The following is a 19745-nucleotide window of genomic DNA, read 5'->3' on the forward strand; positions in this document are numbered from 1 at the left end:
AATTTACATGTTCAAACAAAAGGCCTACAATGTAGGTCTTTTGTTTTTTAAAGGGAATTGTAAAAACTAAAACTCAGTAACCTTCTACACCTAAATAAAAACAAAATGCAATTCTAGGTTTAGTATTAAATTTTCAAATCTCAATCTTTAAGAATTCTGAATAATCACAACAAAATAGCCAATAATTACTTCTTAATTCGACAGTAAGTTTAGAGTTTACCTCTTAAATAGTACAAATTGAATCAATAACATTATCAGGGATAAGAGGTAAAATAAACTGTACTTTCCTTTGAAATAATTGTACAATTTCAATTCTTTGTGTTCTGTTGAATTCCATAACCATGAAAACACCAGCACTCTCACTTCTATTATTTTTTACCTTTCTGGGTTTTTCCCATGGTCAGGACAATACTCCCGCTATAGATAGTTTAAAAAATATTATAAAGGCTACCCCAACAGATTCTGTCAAAGCAGACTTACTTGCCAAATTTTGTTCTGACCTATGCTACTCTGACGTTGAAAATGCAATTAATTTTGGAAAAAATGGACTTCAATTATCTAAGCAAATCAATTACAAACCTGGGGAACTAAAGGCTCTGGTTTATTTAACATCCGCTGAGGGAATTCTAAAAGGAGATTATGATCTGGGGATTGAATACCTGAAAAAAGCGGAAGAAATTGCTTTAGATTTAGACGATAAGAATTGGTTATTAAAAGTTTATAATGGATTTGGAGTAATTTACAACTACAAAGGTTTCACTCCAAAAGCACTTGAATATTACATACTTGCACTCAAAACCAGAGATCAGGTGTTTCCCCCTCCTACCAATTCCAAACCAATGGGAAATCTGGCTTTATTATACCAGGATTTAGAGCAATATGACAAAGCGTTGGATTTTATGTACAAATCCCTTGAAATAAATCAAACCAACAAAAACCAGGAAGGAATTGCCACAGACCTGGTCAATCTTGGCAATATTTATATCAAGTTACAAAACTATGACACCGCATTCTATTTTATTAAAAAGGCACAGCCTATTTTCAAAGGGCTAAATGATTTGCAGGGGCTTTCCATTGCTTATGGTAATGGTGGAGATATTCTCCATAAAAAAGGGAAATATAAGGAAGCTTTGGAAATGTATTATTCTGCCAACAAGTTGGATAAGCAATTGGGAGATACATATGGATTAATTTACTCCTATCGAGGAATTTCTAAAAATTATAAAGGATTATTGCAATTTAACAAGGCGATTAAAAACGGGTTAAAAAGTCTGGAATTAGCCGAAAGTTCTGGTATAAAGGAAGAAATTAAGGAGAGCAGCCTCAATTTATATGAAATCTACAAGCAGCAGGGAGATTTTAATAAAGCATTGAAATATCATGAGGTATTTTCAACTTTTCAGGATAGTATTAACAGTGAATCAAAATTAAAGGAAATTTCTATTTTAGAGGATAACTACGAATTGGAAAAAGCCGAAAAGGAAAATGAATTACTGCGGGAAAAGGAGGCTAAAAACCAAACAGTAATCACGCTAAATAAAACTATTATTTCAGCACTTGGAGTGGTTATTACCCTCCTAATTGTGCTTGTGGGAATTTACTGGAAATCTAATTCGATTAAAAAAGAAAACAACAGGAAACTGCAGGAATTGAACGAAGAGCAAGATTCATTTATGGGAGTTGTGGCTCATGATTTAAAATCACCTCTCAACAAAATTTCAGGATTGTCGCAGTTACTTGCTTTAAGTGGAGATTTGAACTATGACCAAAAACAATATATAAAAATCATTAATGAAGTAATAGAAGATGGTAAAAACCTGATTAGTAGTTTGCTGGAAATTCACGAGCTTGAAAATAGCAAAAACAAACTCAAACCCACCCGCTTTGAACTTGGTCAGTTCGTAAGAGAAGTGGCTAAAACTTATGAATCGGCTGCAGCCAAAAAGAACATTACCATTATCTGTAATAATTTAACTCCGGAAATCTATATCCATACAGATAAATCTTCACTCACCCGAATTCTGGACAACCTGATATCGAATGCATTAAAATTTTCCTTCAACGAAACTTCTGTTTTTCTGCAAATCCATAGTAATGAAAATAATGTTAAAATATCCGTAAAAGATGAAGGCCCCGGCATAAAAAAGGAAGAGCAAAAACTTTTATTTCGAAAATTCCAAAAATTATCGACTAAACCTACTGATGGGGAAAATTCTTCAGGATTGGGGCTGGCGATCACCAAAAGCCTTATACATCAACTTCAAGGAGATATTTTAGTGAAATCTGAAGTAAATAATGGTACTGAATTCATAGTAAAGCTCCCAAAGTAATTTAGCCAATTCATTTTACCTTTTTATTGTCGGAGGCACTAGTTTTTGGTGTTACTAAATTTCTCATTATCTTTCCCAACACTTCCTTATTTAGAATTTTTTATTGATGGAATCAATTGCATTAGAATTTAAATAGGTGAAGAAAAATAAGCTAAATTATTTAAAACAAAACAATCAAAATTTAATGGCATTAAAAGAGCAATTTAGCAGCCGGTGGGGAATCATTCTGGCTTCTTTGGGAATGGCTGTTGGAGCAGGGAATTTGTGGCGTTTTCCCAGGCTTGCAGGGCAGTATGGAGGCACATTTCTTATCCTCTGGATTTTGTTTTTAATGCTATGGTCCATTCCGATCCTTCTTGCTGAATTTTCCATTGGTAAAACCTTTAAAAAAGGGGTAATCGGATCCTTTTCTTCAGTAGCAGGGAAATCTTACACCTGGATGGGCTTTTTCATCACAGTTTGTACCCTGGGGATCACATTTTATTATTCGGTGGTTACGGCCTGGGCGCTTCGATATCTCGGCTTTTTCCTTTCTGATTTGGGTAATTTCTTTTCTGGCCAGCCTACTCTGGTCGATCACCTGACTACAAACCCAAATTACCTTGATGAGTATTGGACAAATATTTCCAGTGGAAACAAGGCTACCGTTTTTCTACATTCCATAGCAGTAATTTTAGGCATAACCTTATTGTACAGAGGTATCCAGAAAGGACTTGAAGTAGCAAATAAAATCATTATTCCCACATTATTTATCTTACTTGTTTTAATTAGTGCCATTGCCTTGAATATGGAAAATGGTACTCAGGGGCTTGATTACATGTTTGGCATTGATGTTTCTCTGTTTAAGGAGCCAAAAGTGTGGATTGAGGCACTTTCGCAATCAGCTTGGTCTACAGGGGCTGGTTGGGGCTTAATCATGACAATATCCTCCTATTCGAGAAATAAAGAGGATGTTACCTTAAATACATTCATCAGTGGATTTGGCAATAATACAGCCTCCCTTTTAGCCGGAATAGCCATTTTACCAGCAGTTTTTGCTTTGGCCCCCTCTAGTGAAGAAGCTATTTCCTATTTACAAACCGGGAACCAGGCCCTGACTTTTACCATTATCCCAAAGTTATTAGTCCAAATACCAGGTGGAGTTTTACTATCAGTAATATTCTTTATTGCTTTTTTTCTGGCCGCATTTAGTTCCCTTCTTCCTATGCTAGAGCTATTTATAAAGGTATTAGGAGATTTAGGATTAACCAGGCATCGATCAGCCCTACGTGCCGGTCTATTCTGTATATTATTTGGGCTACCTTCTGCTTACTCTCTTGACTTCTTCTCCAATCAGGATTGGGTTTGGGGAATAGGATTAATCATATCAGGATTATTTATCATTTTTGCTGTTTTCAAACACGGACCGTCAAAATTCAAAAAGGCATTTATTGATCAGGACTCAGATTTCAGCGTACCCAACCTCTATTTTTCTGTTTGTATTACTTTTAATATTTTTCTGGGTGCAATCCTAATTTATTGGTGGATGTCACAGGGATACAGCGCCTATCCCTGGTTTGATGCCAATGGGAACTGGAACTTATTTGATGTTTACAGCAACGCTTCCATTATTACCCAATGGTTTTTTGTTTTACTGATCGGAGTTATTTTGAATAAATTTCTTTACAAAAAATTCAATCAATCATGAGTTTATCAAGCATTATTAGCATGTTAATCATTTTGGGAATTGTCCTTGGAGGATTTTTCTATTTTCTTTCTATTGCCATTAAAAAAGAAAAAGAGAAAAACTAACCACCAAACCCAAAATTTTCACACTCTTAATAAACCTTATTCATGAAAAAAGGAATAAAGGTTTTCTTACTGCTTTTCTTTTAGTTTAAAGCATGTCTGCATATTTTTTTGCATTCAACTCATCTCCAATTTCTTTGTAAGCATAAGAAAGTGTTCTGAAGACATCCGGCATATTCGGCCTAATCTGTAAAGCCACCTGAAGATTTCGGATACCCATCTGGAAGTATTGGTTTTTGCTATTTGGCAACTGTAGACCTTTTTGGAAAAAGGCCATTCCCATATCCACAAAAATTCTTGGGTTTTTGCCATTATCATATTCAGCCGCTTTCTGGAAACTTTTTATAGCACTATCAAATTCTTTCATGGCCATGTACGACCGTCCTCTGTTCAGGTAACCACTTGTATTATTTACTTTAAGCTGAATAGATTTATTAAATAGTTTTATCGCGTCACTATACTGCTTTTTTTGGTTATAAGCGATGCCAACCAAAGTATAGGACACAAAATCATCAGGATTTAGTCTGATCACTTTACTTAATGTTTTTATAGCCTCATCACTCTTATTTAAATCAATTTGTAACATTCCTACCAATCTCAAGGCTTCTACATTATTTGGTTCATATTCCACCGCTTTTTCCGCCAATTCCAAAGCCTGTACAGCTTTTCCTTGCCCTCTCAATTTAAAAGCATCTGGCAAATACCTGTTCTCCCTTTTTACAATAGCCAGTAAAGGGACCGTATCTGCCTTAATCACATGGATAGTCCCTTTGGGCGGGAAACTAGCTTCAATCAACTCGGTAGGCATTCCCCTTGTCCCAAAAAAAGCATAATCCCAATCCTTTCTAAATTTTTCGTTTTCCCTGGTCCAAATCATTTGAAGACTATCCGTATGTTTGTTGGCATAATACTGGGCAGTTTGTATCTCAAAATTTGCCGCTACCCTTGATTTTTTCTGGTTGACAGGTTCATTTTCAATTAACCATTCCGCAGCTTGTTTCATTGAATTACACCAATATTCAGTTTCATATTCCTTGTAAGCCCCATTAATTCCCCCTACTGCCTCATTAAAATAAACATATTGATTTGGGTGGTTTTTAACCATCCAAAATGCTGGCTTAGCCATTAATGCTATAAGTACCACTACCACCCCATAACTTACAGCTTTTTTGTCTGTGAGCTGAACAAGATAATCCCAGCCTACAGCAGCAATCACTACAAAAGGGGCATAAACAAACATCAGATGCCTCCAGCCGGAATAAAGAGTTGAATTTTTTACGATAGTATAGATAATAGGGAAAAAAAATGAAAATACTAACATTAATAATACAGCAGTATTATATTTTTTCAATTTATTGGGGATGGGAAGTAAACCGATGAAAAACCCAATTAATACAAAAAGAGGGACACTTATTCCTATCCATTTGAAAATATAATACCATGGAGGATTATCCATATTAATTCTTTCCCCTTCAAATAATTCGTAGGTGATCAGAAACCGGAAATTGGTAAATTCCTGAAGGGAAATCATAGGATTTTCAAATGGTTTGTCATACCCCCAGGGCCAGAACCAGATACCTAAAAGATAACTGGCCAAAACAATAAAAAGGATATAAATGGCATATCTGGGAATTAATTTCATGGCAATTCCCAGGGTGTTTTGATTGGCATAAACCAGCCATGTAGCCCCTGTAAACAAACCAAAAAGCCCCACGGCTAGTAACCCCCCAATTTTAATACTTATGATGAATGCCAAGCTGAAAATCAACCAAAATATGGTTCCAGGTTTGGGTTTGGGAAATTGCCAGCAAAACCTGACGATAAAGAAAATAGAAAGTGCATAACCTAATAAAAATGGAATATCCTTGGGGTTATTCATAGAATGACCAAAATACCGGGGAGATAAAATCATGAAAACTCCTGCAAAAACAGCCGTTCTCCACGATCCGGCTTCTCTGGCGATTCGCCCAATAAAAAGAATGGCAATTGCCCCAAAAAGTGCATTTAAAAAGTGCCTGGTTTCATATATTCCTTCAAATGGAGAAAAATAATCATGAAGCAGTTCTGCCAGAAAATCGAAAGATGCACTGTAATGAAGTGTAGCATTTCTGGCATGCTTGGTCATATCGAACACATCTCTATTTTCCCCACCCGAAGCATAGAAGCTTCGTATATCTTTGGCGTACTCCACCAAAACAGGTTCATCCCAGGTCATGCCATAATCAAAACTCAAAGCGGGTAATAAAACAAATCCAATGGCTGATATCAAAAAAAATGACAATCTATACAGCCCACTATTTCCCCTTTTGAGCTGGCTGGTTGCTTTTTCAGCTTTCAACTCCTGAAATGGACTGACAATGAACTTTTCAAAAATCAGAGAAAAGTAAAATAAGATTACTTTTAGGGATATGCCCTTAGGCAAAACTTTAGATTTTAATTTTACGGGAACTTCAATTTGGTCTGGTAAATAATCTCGTAAAGCAGCCAGAGATTTTAAAGGATGAAATTGGCCTAAAAGCGAAGCAAAATGACCTGCATTTTGTAAGGAAAACAGTTTTAGTCCAGACGGATAAAATTTGGATTTTACCCCCAGAATAAAATCAATCCAAAATTTTAAAAATTTATTTAAAACAGCGTTCTCATTTTCAATAGAAACGTATGCTAACGTTCCATCTTTCAATTCTTTCCAATTGGTATTATACCAATTTATCAGTTCTGCGACTTCCTCATATCTCGACTGCTGATCGATAAGAATGCAATATCCTTTTTGATTATTTTCAAAAAACTCCCGCTGGCTTTCATAAACCATGAGTTTCTCTCCAAACTCCTCCTTAAGCCCATCAGACAAGGATTCTGAAGTTTTAAGAACACCTATTGAGGTATTATCTTTCCTTTGGATGAGAAAGGACTTGATTTTATCAATATCCTCATTTTCTCCTTTGATATCGATGAATAAAAATAAAGGGGGAGCCGGTTTTTTAATTATATTTTTGATTTTTCGGGGTTCCTTTACCTTTTGCTTTATTTTCTTTTTCATACATTGAAAAGTTGTGCAACTTTTGAACTTTTCCTCTGGCAAAAATTTTTTGAACAATTAATGTCAGAATCCCTTCAATTAGTTTGGCTTGATTTGTATGACACAAAAAATTGCACAATTATTACTCAAAATGGATTATGCTAAAAAAATCATTAGATTCTATATCTCCCAAAATTAAATATTCATTTTTAATTATCGGTAAAGGAGACATTTATCTTTTCCTGCATTGCTACCTCAAGGAGTTGTTCATTAGTAGAAAAACAATTTTAAATTTCCCGAAAACCTAAGCACATAATAATTTAAAGATAAAATATAAATTTTTCAAGTTTATGGAACATTCTTTAACCCCCTCCGTATTACAGAACAATATTTGTGATTGCTTTTTACTCAAAAAATAATTTAAATATTTGCTTCATGCAGATTAGAAGATATAAACTGACTAATTCATAAAGTCAGACAAATTTTATTAAGTTCAATAATGTGAATAATTTAGTTAAGAGCCAGGTCCATGACCTGGTTTTTTATTTTAGCTTATCTTTTAAAATCTGAAACTCAATAATCGGAGAAATTTTTTCATACAAAATATGATAAACTGTTTCGATAATAGGTAATTCGATCTCAAATTCCTGCTTAATTTCATGGATACTTTTAGCCGCATAATAACCTTCAGCAATCATTTCCATTTCCATTTGTGCCGATTTTACAGAATATCCCCTTCCTATCATATTACCAAAAGTTCTGTTTCGGCTGAATTGTGAATAGGCTGTAACCAATAGGTCACCCAAATATGCAGAAGCATTTATGTCCCTTTCTTTTTGGGAAACAGCATCCAAAAAATCTTTGATCTCTGAAAGTGCATTTGAAACCAAAACTGCCTGGAAATTATCTCCAAAATTTAACCCATGGGCAATTCCGCATGCAATCGAAACAATATTTTTAATGACGGCACTGTATTCTACCCCATAAATATCAGTATTGGTAGTTACACTGATGTAATGGCACCTTAATAAATCAGCCAGTTGTAAGGCAAAATCTTCATCTTCAGAAGCCACTGTAAGATACGATTGCCTTTCCATAGCTACTTCTTCTGCATGACAAGGACCCGAAATTACAGCCAGATCATGGTGTTCTACCCTAAAATGCTTTTTGAGGTAATCTGTAATGAGTAAATTCTCATCTGGAACCATTCCCTTGATGGAGGAAACAATTCTTTTTCCTTTTAAATCTGTCTGTGACAAGTCGGAAATTGCCTCTGCAACAAAAGCTGCTGGGATTACAATAATTAAAATAGAAGCATCTCTTACAGAAGCTTTTAAATCATTGGTTGGATTAACTTTATTTAAATTTATTTTGGCTGTGCTCAAATAACTCGGATTCCGATGATATTTCGTTATATGTTTGATATCCGAAACACTTCTTAACCACCAGTTTATTTTTATATCCTGCTCACTAAGCATTTTTACTATAGCAGTAGCCCAGCTTCCACCTCCAATAACTGCTACTGTTTGCCTTACCTGATCTCCCATTTTACGCAAAAATTGATTAAGGAATTAAATATGGTTTATTTTAAAATTATTATCTACAAAAATAATGAAAAGTAACTTTTGTCAATAAGCTTAATAAGATACTTCCATAAATTTGAAATTTTCCCCATCAAACAAACCTTTATCACTTAGTTTAATAGAAGGAATAACAAGTAGGGCCATAAAAGAAAGTGACATGAATGGAGCATTGAGTTTTGATCCCATCTCTTTTACAATTTTATCAATTTCGATATACTTCCTTCCTATAGAATATCCTTCCTCTTCTGACATTAATCCAGCAACAGGTAATGGCAAAACGTAAGATTTTTCCCCATCGAAAGCAGCCACACCACCCTTTACTTTTATCAACTCATTGACCACAATTGCCATGGCTTCATCATTTGTACCTACTGCTGTAATATTATGAGAATCGTGTCCAACACTCGAGGCTATTGCCCCTTTTTTTAACCCAAAGTTTGTAATAAAAGCAATTGCCGGAGCTGTGTCCTGATATCGGTTTATTACAGCCAGTTTTAAAATATCATTTTCAATATCTGGGAATAAAAATCCATTTTCTGATTTTGCCGGAAAAACCGCCTTATTCGTAATCAACTCATTATCAACAACTTCAATGACATTTAGATTTTCCCCTTTACTTGCTATCTGGAAATCAGTTGGTTGCTTTGTTGAAGTTTTAAAATTGTTAATTACTTTTTCTTTTACAGAGGGAATATTGGTTTTCCCATTTTCCGACACCAATTTCCCATCAATATAGGTTTGCAGAATTTTAAAGTTCTCCAGATTTTCAACTACTATAAAATCTGCAGGGTCACCCATTCTCAATAATCCAACATTTAGCCCATAATGCTCTACAGGATTAACACAAGCCACCCTTAAAACTTTAAATAAATCATTTCCTTCATTAATAGCCCTTTTCACCAGTTGATTGATGTGGCCTTCCATTAGTTCATCCGGGTGTTTATCATCTGAGCAGAACATCATTTTGTCATAATGCTCGTCCAATAAACCGATGAGTGCATTAAAATTTTTTGCAGCACTTCCTTCCCTGATAATGATTTTCATTCCAGCATTTAATTTATCCAATGCCTCCTCGCTGGAAAAACATTCGTGATCGGTGGATATTCCCTTTTCAGCATATTTTAAAGCCATCTCCCCTTTTAAACCCGGTGCATGTCCATCCACAGGTTTCCCCGACTCTTTTGCCAGGGCAATTTTCTCTAAAACTACAGGATCATTATGGAGTACTCCCGGCCAGTTCATCATTTCTGCCAAATAACCAATCTCTTCCATTGCCAATAGTTCTTTGATATCCTGAACAGAAATTTCGGCTCCTGCTGTTTCAAAATCAGTGGCAGGTACGCAGGAAGGAGCTCCAAAGTGAAATTTAAACGGAACTTTCTTTCCATTTGCTATCATATATTTTACGCCTTCCACTCCAAGCACATTTCCAATTTCATGAGGATCAGAGACTGTAGCCACCGTTCCATGAGTGACCGCCAACCGGGCAAACTCGCTGGGAATCAGCATAGAACTTTCAATATGAATGTGTGCATCAATAAAGCCCGGAAGGATAAAATAAGCATCGGGATCCTCATCTATTTCAGTTATTTTTTTAATTTTTCCATTCTCAATGTGGAGCTCCGCATAAAAAATATTGCGGTTATTCACATCTATTAACTTTCCTTTTAGAATATGATCCTGTTTCATTGATTATTATTAAGTAAAATTTATATCAAAACTATCATTACTTATTAAAATATGACCGTATTTACTCAATTATTCGGATTTTTATCTAAACTTTTTGGTTAAAAATTATTGACATTTTGGAACTATAGAAAATAAAAATATTGTATTTATCTATACTGAAATAGCCAATAATTAACCAAAAAACTAAGACAAGACTTTAACCTGAGATACTATAAAAGTCTTTTTTGTCGGAGCGTGGGCCATGTAATTTCTGGTTACAACAGAGCTTCGGAATTTCCCTTTGAAAAACTGGTATGCAAATGGCAGCTACTTTTCAAAGGGATTTATTTTTTTATCTTCAATTCATCAATTAAATAATGAAAAAGCTGATCATCCTCATAGCCATTTTATCTATAACTCTTTCCTCATTTAGTTCCTGTAAAAGCAAGAAGAAAACCATCAGACCAGGTAAACCAATCCCCTGTCCTGTAAAAGACTGTTAGATAGAGGTGTTAAAGCCAGAAATAAACTTATTGTCTTAATTCTGGTTTTGCTATTTAATGGAAATTTTTAAAACACAAGGCAATCTAGAGAGATTTGGTAATTACATTTGCCGAAAAATTTCATATTTAATGGCTTTTAACTTCTTTTCCGCTGTTTATACCAAAATACTGATAAGTATTGGCATTTTATGTACGCTTTTTTCGTGTTCAAATGAATCCGATAGGCAAACCAATACGCTAAGGTTTTTCAAAAAGGGGATGATTCACCTGGAAAAGGAAGAATACCAAACTGCAGTCCATTATTTTGGAGAATCGATTAAGTATGACAGCACTTATAAAGATGCTTTTAATAACAGGGGAATTGCCCATTTTGGAATGTATGAATTTAAAAGGGCAGTAGAAGATTACTCATCAGCAATTGCCATCGATTCCGCATTCACTGATGCTTTATACAATCGGGCCAATGCCTTATTTGAATTAAGGAAGTTTGATGAAGCGCTTCAAGATTTAAACAAAGTAGCCAAATCCTATCCCGATTCAGCTTATGTTTACTTAAACAGGGGAATGGTTTTTCAAAATCTGGATCAGCCCCAAAAGGCAATTGCTGACTTCGAAAAAACAGTGGAGCTTGAACCGCAAAACTTTTCGGCACTGGTCAATATCGGGGTAGTTTATTATTCTCAGGCAGAATATACAAAAGCTGAGGAAATGTTTAACCGTGCCTTAATTATCAAGCCTGATCTTGATTTTGCCTTCAACAATCTGGGGCTGATAAAAATAAAGGAGGAAAAATATGCTGAAGCCCTGGAATTCATTGAAAAAGCACTTGCCATAAAACCTGCAGGTCCCTATTACCTAAACAACCGTGGATTTGTCTACCTGCAAACTGGAAACCCAGACAAGGCTTTTAAGGATATAAAATCGTCATTATTATATGATAATAACAATCCAATGGCATACCGAAATTTAGGAATATACCAATACCTTACTAACAAAGAAGAAAGCATTAACACCTTAAAAAAAGCCTACCAAATGAAAAAAAGTACGGAGGAAATCCACTATTATTTAGGTATGGCATACTTGAAATTTGGCAGGGAACAAGAAGCCTGCGAAGAATGGAAAAAGGAGGAATTCCATCCTAAAGTTGCCCAACTCCTCAAGGAACATTGTCCTTAATTTTTTCAACCCAAAACCGAAGTGTAGGCCCGATTAAAATAAAGCAGAGGGGGTTTCTCCTCATTAATAATTACCGATTTAACCTCTCCAAAAACTACGTTATGTGTTCCGGATTCAACTATTTGCTGAAGGCGGCATTCAAAAGTGACCAGTGCATCCTCCAAAACAGGCAGGTTCATTTCCGAAGTTTTCCAATTTCCCTTTTCAAGTCTTTGCTCAAAGGGAACTTTATCAAATCCTGCGAACCGATTAGATAAATCTTCAGCTCCATTTTTAAGCACATTAATAGCAAAAACGCCATTGTCTTTAATGATCTCGTTAATTTGATTTTGCTTGTTAATACAAACTAAAACCGTTGGCGGTTCATCTGTCACAGAGGCAACTGCAGTGGCAGTAAACCCTCCTCTTCCCTTTTCCCCATCGGTGGTTACTATGGTTACTGCTCCGGTCAAAAACCGCATTCCATCTCTAAAATGATCCGAAGAAACTGATTGCATATTTTAAATAACTTTTTGTATTTATTAAGGATATTGTAAAGTATAAACATTAAAACGGCTAATTATAACTCGCTCAAAACCTGAAACTTAATTCAAAAAACACATAATAAGCAGGGCAAATCAGCATTCAAATATATTAACAATGTACCGGTTTTTGCTTAAACCAGGCATATAATTCAATTAACCAAAATTTAAACCTGACACCATGATTTACAGAATTGGTTTAGTAATCAGTATTATTTTTCTTTCATTTCAGAGTTTTGCCCAGAGAGGAAAAGTTTTTCCACAAATTACCGGAGAGACATTAAGTGACAAATCCATGACACTCCCTTCGGATACAAGAGGGAAATATACATTAGTGGGCATGGCTTACTCCAAAAAGTCTGATAATTTATTAAAACAATGGTTTTCCCCCTTGCATCAAACTTTTATTGATCCTCCAAAAAATGACCTTTTCCCAGATGATGATGGATATGATGTAAACATGTATTTTGTAGCCTTATTGAAAGGTATTTATAAAACTGCCAATGGGACTATCACTAAAAAGATGAAAGCTGGAATTCAGCCAAAGTTTCATGACAATACAATGATTTATCAGGGAAGTATTAAAGAATACAAAAAACAACTCAAATTAGGGGAAAAAGACCTGCCTTATTTCTTTGTACTTGACAAAAATGGAAATATCGTTTATCACACATCCGGAGCTTATTCTGATAAAAAACTTTATGAAATAATGAGTGCAGTGACAGATTAATAAAAAATAATCCCACCTCGTTTTTCAGGGGTTTATTGTTTTTTTTCAGTTTTTTTCTGGATTAATGGTAAAAAATCAACCTAAAAAAAACATCATCATATAATTCTTAAAATTATAAGACTAAAAAGACAGCAATTTCACAATTTTAAAATCTTTTAAACAAGGGATTCTAAAAAATATTTATAATAAATTCCTTGAATATGTAGTTTACATATAATATATTCGGAACAACTAAAACCTTATCTTTTAACCTTAACCAATAAATATTTATGAATGTATTAATCAATAGATGGGACATTTTGAAAGTTTATTTATTGAGAGAATTCAATGACCTAACTCAGGATGATTTAAATTTTGCAGAGGGTCAGGAGGAATTATTAGCTCAAAGACTTGAATCAAAATTGGGAAAAGGAAGGGGAGAAATTGTTGATATGTTACAAGAATTAAATGCCAAAATGATCTAATGAGTCATTGATCAAAGCGAAAACGCTTTAGAATATAATATTCAAATATTTTATTCGCAGTATCCTTTAAGCAAGATTTTTATCTTGTGAAATAATTACCAAATCGAAGTCTGCAGTCCTCCCCGGAGGACTGTTTTTTTTTACCATTTTCTTATTCCGCAATTACTCCTAGCCATTCAAAATATCCACATCAACAGGAATTATCGCAAATTCAGAAAAAAGAACACCTGCTACAGCAGTATTTCATCTGGATTTTTTGAATAAATATTATATTTAGAAAATCTTTATTATTCAAAAAACGAACTTCATGAAAACCATACCTACCTTTTCCAAAATACTTTTAGGGCTTTCATTAATCTCCCTGATCATTACAATTTTCCTGTTTTTTTCGGGTGACAAGGCAAGTACAGGCCCATTTATCATTATATTATTTACTGCACTTGCACTTGGCATGCAGGGAATTCCCCTCATTAAAGGACTTTCCTTTACTTTTTGGATTTTTGCGGCAGTTTCTGCTTCTCTTTTTTATCCGGAACCTTTTCGGGAAATAGAAAACTTTCAAATGAAATTGCTAATCGTTCCTCTTCTTCAAATCATTATGTTTGGGATGGGTTCGCAAATGAGTATTAAAGATTTTAAAGGGGTAATTCAAATGCCAAAAGGCGTATTTATTGGAATGGCCTGTCAATTTTCCATCATGCCGATAGTTGGTTTTACCCTTGCTGTTATATTCGGTTTTCCTGCAGAAATTGCTGCCGGGTTTGTATTAGTTGGCTCATCTCCAAGCGGGCTTGCCTCTAATGTTATGTCATTTATAGCCAAAGCCAATCTTGCACTTTCAGTTACACTTACCGCTGTGGCTACCATGCTTGCCCCTTTAATTACCCCCACCCTTATGAAACTTCTTGCTGGAGAGTTTGTTCCTATCAATTTTTGGGAAATGATGTTGAGCATCATCAACATCGTCATTTTACCCATAATTGCAGGTTTGATTTTTAATGCGATTGCCTATGGAAAAGAAAGTAAAAAAAGCATAATTATCCAGGGTTTTGTTTTTCTTGGTATTATAGGGTTGAAAAACCTGATCAATTTCACAACCAATGAACTGGAAATGAGCGCTCTACTTTTCACTTTCCTGAAAGATATCATTTGGTTTTTAATATTGCCCATTTTCGCTGGAGTTTTATTCCACAAACTTTCAAAAGGAGATTCCTCCTGGCTCGAAGGGGTTTTATCTTTTATTTCTATGGCGGGAATTGCTGTAATAATTTCTATCATAACTGCGGCAGGAAGGGACAGTCTAATTGAAATTGGTTTCCTTTTGATTTTAGCCTGTCTTATCCATAATTGCCTGGGATACTTTCTGGGATATTGGACATGTAAATTATTCCGGTTGGATGAAAAATCCTGCAGAACCATTGCGCTGGAGGTAGGACTACAAAATGGCGGTTTGGCTTCGGGAATCGCCCTGGAAATGGGACGGGTTGCTACGGTGGGGTTGGCCCCGGCAGTTTTTGGTCCAATGATGAATATTACAGGGTCTTCTCTGGCGACCTGGTGGAGAGGTAAACCAGTTGACATTGATGAGGAAAAACCTCTGGCAGAGGCTCAATCCTAATGCATCTCCAAAGAAAATTTGAATAGCCATATAATTCCAAAACAGATTGTAAATGTGAATAATAATTAAGTTACTCACGCATTAATTATTAGTGTTGAATCATCACTAATAATAATCTGATATTATGCAGCTTGAATTTTTGAATTGGGGGACTAAAAACAAACCAGACTATCTTCAAAAAAAAATAATTTTAACAAACCAGATTGGAATTGTATTATTTTTCTCGGTAAGTCCGATGGCAGTGATGTCATTCTTTTTGGATTTACCCAAAGTGTTTCCGGTTTCCGGATTTTTTGTAAGTATATTTTACCTCTTTTTCCCTCTTTTCAATCTAAAAGGTGGCCATTATATCACAAGAGTAATTGTAAGTGTTTTGCCTGTTTGCTTTGTCACAATTTGCCATGCAATAATGATTTCAGCCAACGAGCCGCCAATTGCCAGCTTATTTGTAATTGCCTTCACTTTTTTGGCATTCTGTTTTGTGGTTTTCGATTACCGGGAATTCGGTTTTATTGTTCCCATATTCATAGTAAACGCCCTTTGGTTTATCTTTTTTGATGAGGTAAATGCCCTTATTGAAATTCCGATGGATAATTCTGCAATTAAGATTGGTTGGGTAACTAAAATAAATATCTCTCTGGGATTAGCCATGTTTATGGTAGTTCTGCTCCTTTTACAATCGTCTTTCAAAAATTCTGAGAAAAAAAATGCAGCTTTTATTAAGGAAATAGAAGACCAGAAAAATACAATTACTCAATCGGAAGAAAAGCTAAAAGAAAGCTTAAATAAGGTAGAACTTTCAAGGGAAGAAGACAAAAAAAGGAACTGGGTAAGCTCTGGTTTGGGAGAAATTAATGATTTGCTCAGATCGGACAGTAGTCTGGATAATTTATATGACCCACTACTATCTAAACTTGTAAAATACCTGAATGCCAATCAGGCCAGGTTATTTGTTGCAAATAAAAAAGATGGTTTAAATTATTTACAACTCAAGTCTTGCTATGCTTACAATCGCAAAAAATTTATTGATCAGGAAATAGAAGAAGGAGAAGGATTGGTGGGTCAGGTTTTCCTGGAAAAAGAGACACTCAAACTCACAGAGATACCTAAAGAATATATTTCGATAACTTCCGGATTAGGTGAAGCCGTGCCAAAAGATATTCTAATCATTCCATTAAAAATTAATGAGAAGGTTGAAGGGGTGCTTGAAATTGCATCATTTAGGATTTTGGAGGAATACCAGCAAGAATTTTTGGAACGTGTAGGAGAAACTATGGCTGCGGCCATCGGAAATCACAGGATGAATAAGCAAACCAAAAATTTATTGGAAACCTCACAAATGCAATCGGAAGAATTAAGGCGAAAGGAGGAGGAAATGAGGCAAAACTATGAAGAATTACAAGCCACTCAGGAACAGGCTGACCGAAGAGCCAATGAAATAGAAATGGTAAAAAATAATTTGGCTGCCAAGCTGGATGTATTGGATAAAATTGCTTTAATAAGTGAATCAGATTTATATGGGAATATTACTTATGTAAACGATGTTTTTTGTAAAACGGCCCAATATTCAAGAGAAGAAATCATCGGAAAGCCCCATAATATCATCAGACATCCAGATACACCTAAAGAGATTTTCAAAGAAATGTGGGCAACAATTAAAGCTGGAAAAGTATTTAATCAGGTCATTAAAAACAGGGCCAGAGATGGCTCATCTTATTGGGTTAATGCCTATGTTTCCCCTGTTTTGGATGAAAATGGTAAACCTAAAAAATACATAGGGATAAGATTTGATATTACCAAGGAGATGGACATTGAAAAAAAGGGATCTAAAAATGACCATATTCGGCAGGTTTAAATTTTTATTCCCGAAAAAATCATTTTCGTTTAATGTTCCTAAGTCCTGAAAATTTTCAGGACTTTTTTATTTTTTTGGGAATTACTTTTCCTTTTCCAAATACCGTCTACTTTTGTATTGCATTGACTAGAAGTTTATGATAGAAAAAAGCAACTCTCTACTTTAAATTAATAGCTTTGCATAGGTGGATATTGAATGGGAAGAAAGAATCCTAATCAATTTTTAATTTACCAATAAACAAAATTTGACTTAAATTTCTAATTCAAAATTAGAATTACAAAAACCTTGATGTTGTGGCAAATAAAACAAGCAATTTGTCCAACTTATTAAATGTATGGGAGATATTAAATTAAATACTATTGAAGAAGCTGTAGATAGTATTCGCAAAGGAGAAATTATAATTGTAGTAGATGATGAGGACAGGGAAAATGAAGGAGACTTTATATGTGCAGCTGAATTAGTCACTCCTGAAATCATAAATTTTATGGCCAAAGAAGGTCGAGGGCTAATTTGTACCCCAATCACAGAGGACAGATGTAAAGAACTTGACCTGGAGCTCATGGTAGGCAAGAACACCGCAACATACGAGACGCCATTTACCGTCTCTGTTGATTTAATCGGCCATGGATGTACTACAGGCATATCTGCAAGTGATCGTTCAAAAACTATTCAGGCACTGGTGGACCCCCAAACCAGACCCGAAGAATTAGGCAGACCCGGACATATTTTCCCTTTAAAGGCCAAAAAGGGAGGAGTACTCAGAAGAACAGGCCACACAGAAGCTGCAATAGATTTTGCCAGATTAGCCGGATTAAACCCAGCCGGAGTTTTAGTGGAAATCATGAATGAGGATGGTACAATGGCCAGACTTCCCGACCTGCGAAAAGTAGCAGATAAATTCGATTTAAAACTGGTAACCATCAAAGATCTGATCGAATATCGGCTTAATCACGAGTCGCTGATCAAGGAAGAAATTCATCTTCCATTTCCCAGTGTTTATGGCGACTTTGAACTTCATGCCTTTAAGGATGCCAACACTGATAATATTCATCTGGCTTTTTGTAAAGGGACCTGGGAAAATGATGAACCAGTTTTGGTAAGAGTACATACCTCCAACCTGCTGGATGATTTATTAGGGTTTAAACCCAATAACAGAGGAGGTATACTTCACAAAGGTTTAGAACAAATAGAAAAAGAAGGTAAGGGCCTCCTTTTGTATATGAATAATTCAGCAGATAAATATGAAGGATTGCTCGATAAACTTTCTCTTTTAAAGGAAAATGCAGATATGGATCTTTCTAAAGCAAAACTCAGGGCTAAAATGGATGACAAGGATTACGGACTTGGTGCTCAGATACTTAGGAAATTAGGTGTTTCGAAAATGAAGTTAATCAGTAATAGTCCACAAAATCGGGTAGGTCTTATTGGTTATGGACTTGAAATAGTGGAAATTATTCCATTCAACAAGGACTAATCCCTGTTTTTGGACTTTAAAACCGCCAAACATTAATCGTATTTGTGATTTAAAAACATTTTTTTCATATTTTGTGTTTAAGAAATAATTAACCTTTCCAACAATTTTGCTTATTGAGATAATATTTACACAATTAAATAAAAAGACAAGCTTGCAAATGAAATTTGATTCAAGAGTATTGAAGAAAAATGAATTTTAATCAACTGTCTGAATAACAACAAAATACACCCTAATTGGTGTAATGATTTCAATATATGGCATTAAATATCAATCAGAAGGCACCAGACTTTACCCTATTCTCCACTGAGGGCAAATCGTTTAAATTGTCGGAGGATATGAAAGGTAAACCCTGCATTATTTATTTTTATCCCAAAAACTTCACTCCTGGTTGTACCAAAGAGGCATGTGGTTTTAGGGATGCTCAGAGCATATTTGAAGAGTTGGAAATTCCGATTTTTGGAATAAGCAGAGATAACCCGCAAAGTCATTTAAAATTTAAGAAAAACTATAATCTTCCTTATCATTTACTTTCTGATGAAAATGGTCAGGTATGTAAAGCTTATAAAGCTATTATCCCATTTTTAGGTATTCCTAAAAGGATTACCTATCTGCTGGATAAAGATCATATTATTGTTGGGGTCTATGACAATATGTTCGATGCATATGGCCATATAAAGGAAATGATTGAAAAACTACAAAATGAAGAAGTTGAATAAAAAAATGGCCATTAAGGCAGTCAAGGTCGGAAGAAAAATCTTCCGACTTTTTTTATTTTCAAGGAGTCATTTTTCTTAAAAAGGGGGAGATAAAAATCTGCATACTAATTGTTGATTGGTCTAACTAAATTGTAGAAACGGTTGTTTTATTAGTATTTTAAATAGGGATAAATAAAATGCTATGACAGTTTTTAAAGACCACAAAATATCGGCTGGCCAATTGTTTGACTTTATTCCCGAAGCACTGCTTACTCATCTTTCCACTACCACCAAAGTTGATTATTATTCAAAAGTCCTACACGG

General features: G+C 35.0%; 13 protein-coding genes and 1 pseudogene. 10 read left to right on the forward strand and 4 right to left on the reverse strand.

The window, feature by feature from the left end:
- Nucleotides 1-341 precede the first annotated feature (341 nt).
- The 3 genes from A3EM_RS0139105 (at nucleotide 342) to A3EM_RS47900 (ending at nucleotide 4121) form a co-directional block, all read left to right on the forward strand.
- Complete coding sequence (locus A3EM_RS0139105; protein WP_020533696.1) at nucleotides 342-2330, forward strand: tetratricopeptide repeat-containing sensor histidine kinase; 1989 nt, start codon at nucleotides 342-344, stop codon at nucleotides 2328-2330.
- A 184-nt stretch (nucleotides 2331-2514) separates the two neighbouring features.
- Entirely contained in the window at nucleotides 2515-4017 is a 1503-nt protein-coding gene (locus A3EM_RS0139110) for a sodium-dependent transporter (RefSeq protein ID WP_020533697.1), read from the forward strand.
- On the forward strand, nucleotides 4014-4121 hold the full coding sequence (locus tag A3EM_RS47900) for a MetS family NSS transporter small subunit (protein WP_020533698.1): 108 nt from the start codon (nucleotides 4014-4016) through the stop codon (nucleotides 4119-4121). The genes A3EM_RS0139110 and A3EM_RS47900 overlap by 4 nt, the downstream gene beginning before the upstream one ends.
- 85 nt (nucleotides 4122-4206) lie before the next feature.
- On the opposite strand, the gene A3EM_RS0139120 is transcribed toward A3EM_RS47900, so the two are convergent.
- The 3 genes from A3EM_RS0139120 to ade all read right to left on the reverse strand — a co-directional run bounded on the left by A3EM_RS0139120 (nucleotide 4207) and on the right by ade (nucleotide 10406).
- Nucleotides 4207-7155: a tetratricopeptide repeat protein gene (locus tag A3EM_RS0139120; protein WP_020533699.1), complete on the reverse strand. Its 2949-nt coding sequence runs from the start codon at nucleotides 7153-7155 to the stop codon at nucleotides 4207-4209.
- Between the two features lie 521 nt (nucleotides 7156-7676).
- Complete coding sequence (locus tag A3EM_RS0139130; protein WP_020533701.1) at nucleotides 7677-8681, reverse strand: NAD(P)H-dependent glycerol-3-phosphate dehydrogenase; 1005 nt, start codon at nucleotides 8679-8681, stop codon at nucleotides 7677-7679.
- Nucleotides 8682-8771: 90 nt separating this feature from the next.
- Entirely contained in the window at nucleotides 8772-10406 is a 1635-nt protein-coding gene (gene ade, locus A3EM_RS0139135; protein ID WP_020533702.1) for an adenine deaminase, read from the reverse strand.
- A gap of 611 nt (nucleotides 10407-11017) precedes the next feature.
- On the opposite strand from ade, the gene A3EM_RS0139150 reads away from it, so the two are divergent.
- Complete coding sequence (locus A3EM_RS0139150; RefSeq protein WP_169513470.1) at nucleotides 11018-12064, forward strand: tetratricopeptide repeat protein; 1047 nt, start codon at nucleotides 11018-11020, stop codon at nucleotides 12062-12064.
- Between the two features lie 5 nt (nucleotides 12065-12069).
- On the opposite strand, the gene A3EM_RS0139155 is transcribed toward A3EM_RS0139150, so the two are convergent.
- Nucleotides 12070-12561 carry a flavin reductase family protein gene (locus A3EM_RS0139155; RefSeq protein WP_020533706.1) on the reverse strand — a complete coding sequence of 164 codons (492 nt, stop codon included), beginning with the start codon at nucleotides 12559-12561 and terminating at the stop codon, nucleotides 12070-12072.
- A gap of 205 nt (nucleotides 12562-12766) precedes the next feature.
- Between A3EM_RS0139155 and A3EM_RS0139160 the strand changes: the two genes are divergently transcribed.
- From A3EM_RS0139160 to A3EM_RS0139195, 6 genes and pseudogenes are all read left to right on the forward strand, one after another.
- Nucleotides 12767-13315: a hypothetical protein gene (locus A3EM_RS0139160; RefSeq protein WP_020533707.1), complete on the forward strand. Its 549-nt coding sequence runs from the start codon at nucleotides 12767-12769 to the stop codon at nucleotides 13313-13315.
- A gap of 269 nt (nucleotides 13316-13584) precedes the next feature.
- The gene (locus A3EM_RS0139165; RefSeq protein WP_020533708.1) at nucleotides 13585-13779 is read left to right on the forward strand and encodes a hypothetical protein; all 195 of its coding nucleotides are present in this window, start codon (nucleotides 13585-13587) and stop codon (nucleotides 13777-13779) included.
- A gap of 451 nt (nucleotides 13780-14230) precedes the next feature.
- Entirely contained in the window at nucleotides 14231-15397 is a 1167-nt protein-coding gene (locus tag A3EM_RS48110) for a bile acid:sodium symporter family protein (protein WP_020533710.1), read from the forward strand.
- A gap of 124 nt (nucleotides 15398-15521) precedes the next feature.
- Nucleotides 15522-17252 carry a PAS domain-containing protein gene (locus A3EM_RS45105; RefSeq protein ID WP_020533711.1) on the forward strand — a complete coding sequence of 577 codons (1731 nt, stop codon included), beginning with the start codon at nucleotides 15522-15524 and terminating at the stop codon, nucleotides 17250-17252.
- Nucleotides 17253-17586: 334 nt separating this feature from the next.
- A pseudogene (gene ribB, locus A3EM_RS45110) lies at nucleotides 17587-18711 on the forward strand (3,4-dihydroxy-2-butanone-4-phosphate synthase); the annotation flags it as partial.
- Nucleotides 18712-18980: 269 nt separating this feature from the next.
- Nucleotides 18981-19442: a peroxiredoxin gene (locus A3EM_RS0139195; RefSeq protein WP_020533714.1), complete on the forward strand. Its 462-nt coding sequence runs from the start codon at nucleotides 18981-18983 to the stop codon at nucleotides 19440-19442.
- Nucleotides 19443-19745: the final 303 nt, after the last annotated feature.

The organism is Flexithrix dorotheae DSM 6795, assembly GCF_000379765.1.
GTDB lineage: Bacteria > Bacteroidota > Bacteroidia > Cytophagales > Flammeovirgaceae > Flexithrix > Flexithrix dorotheae.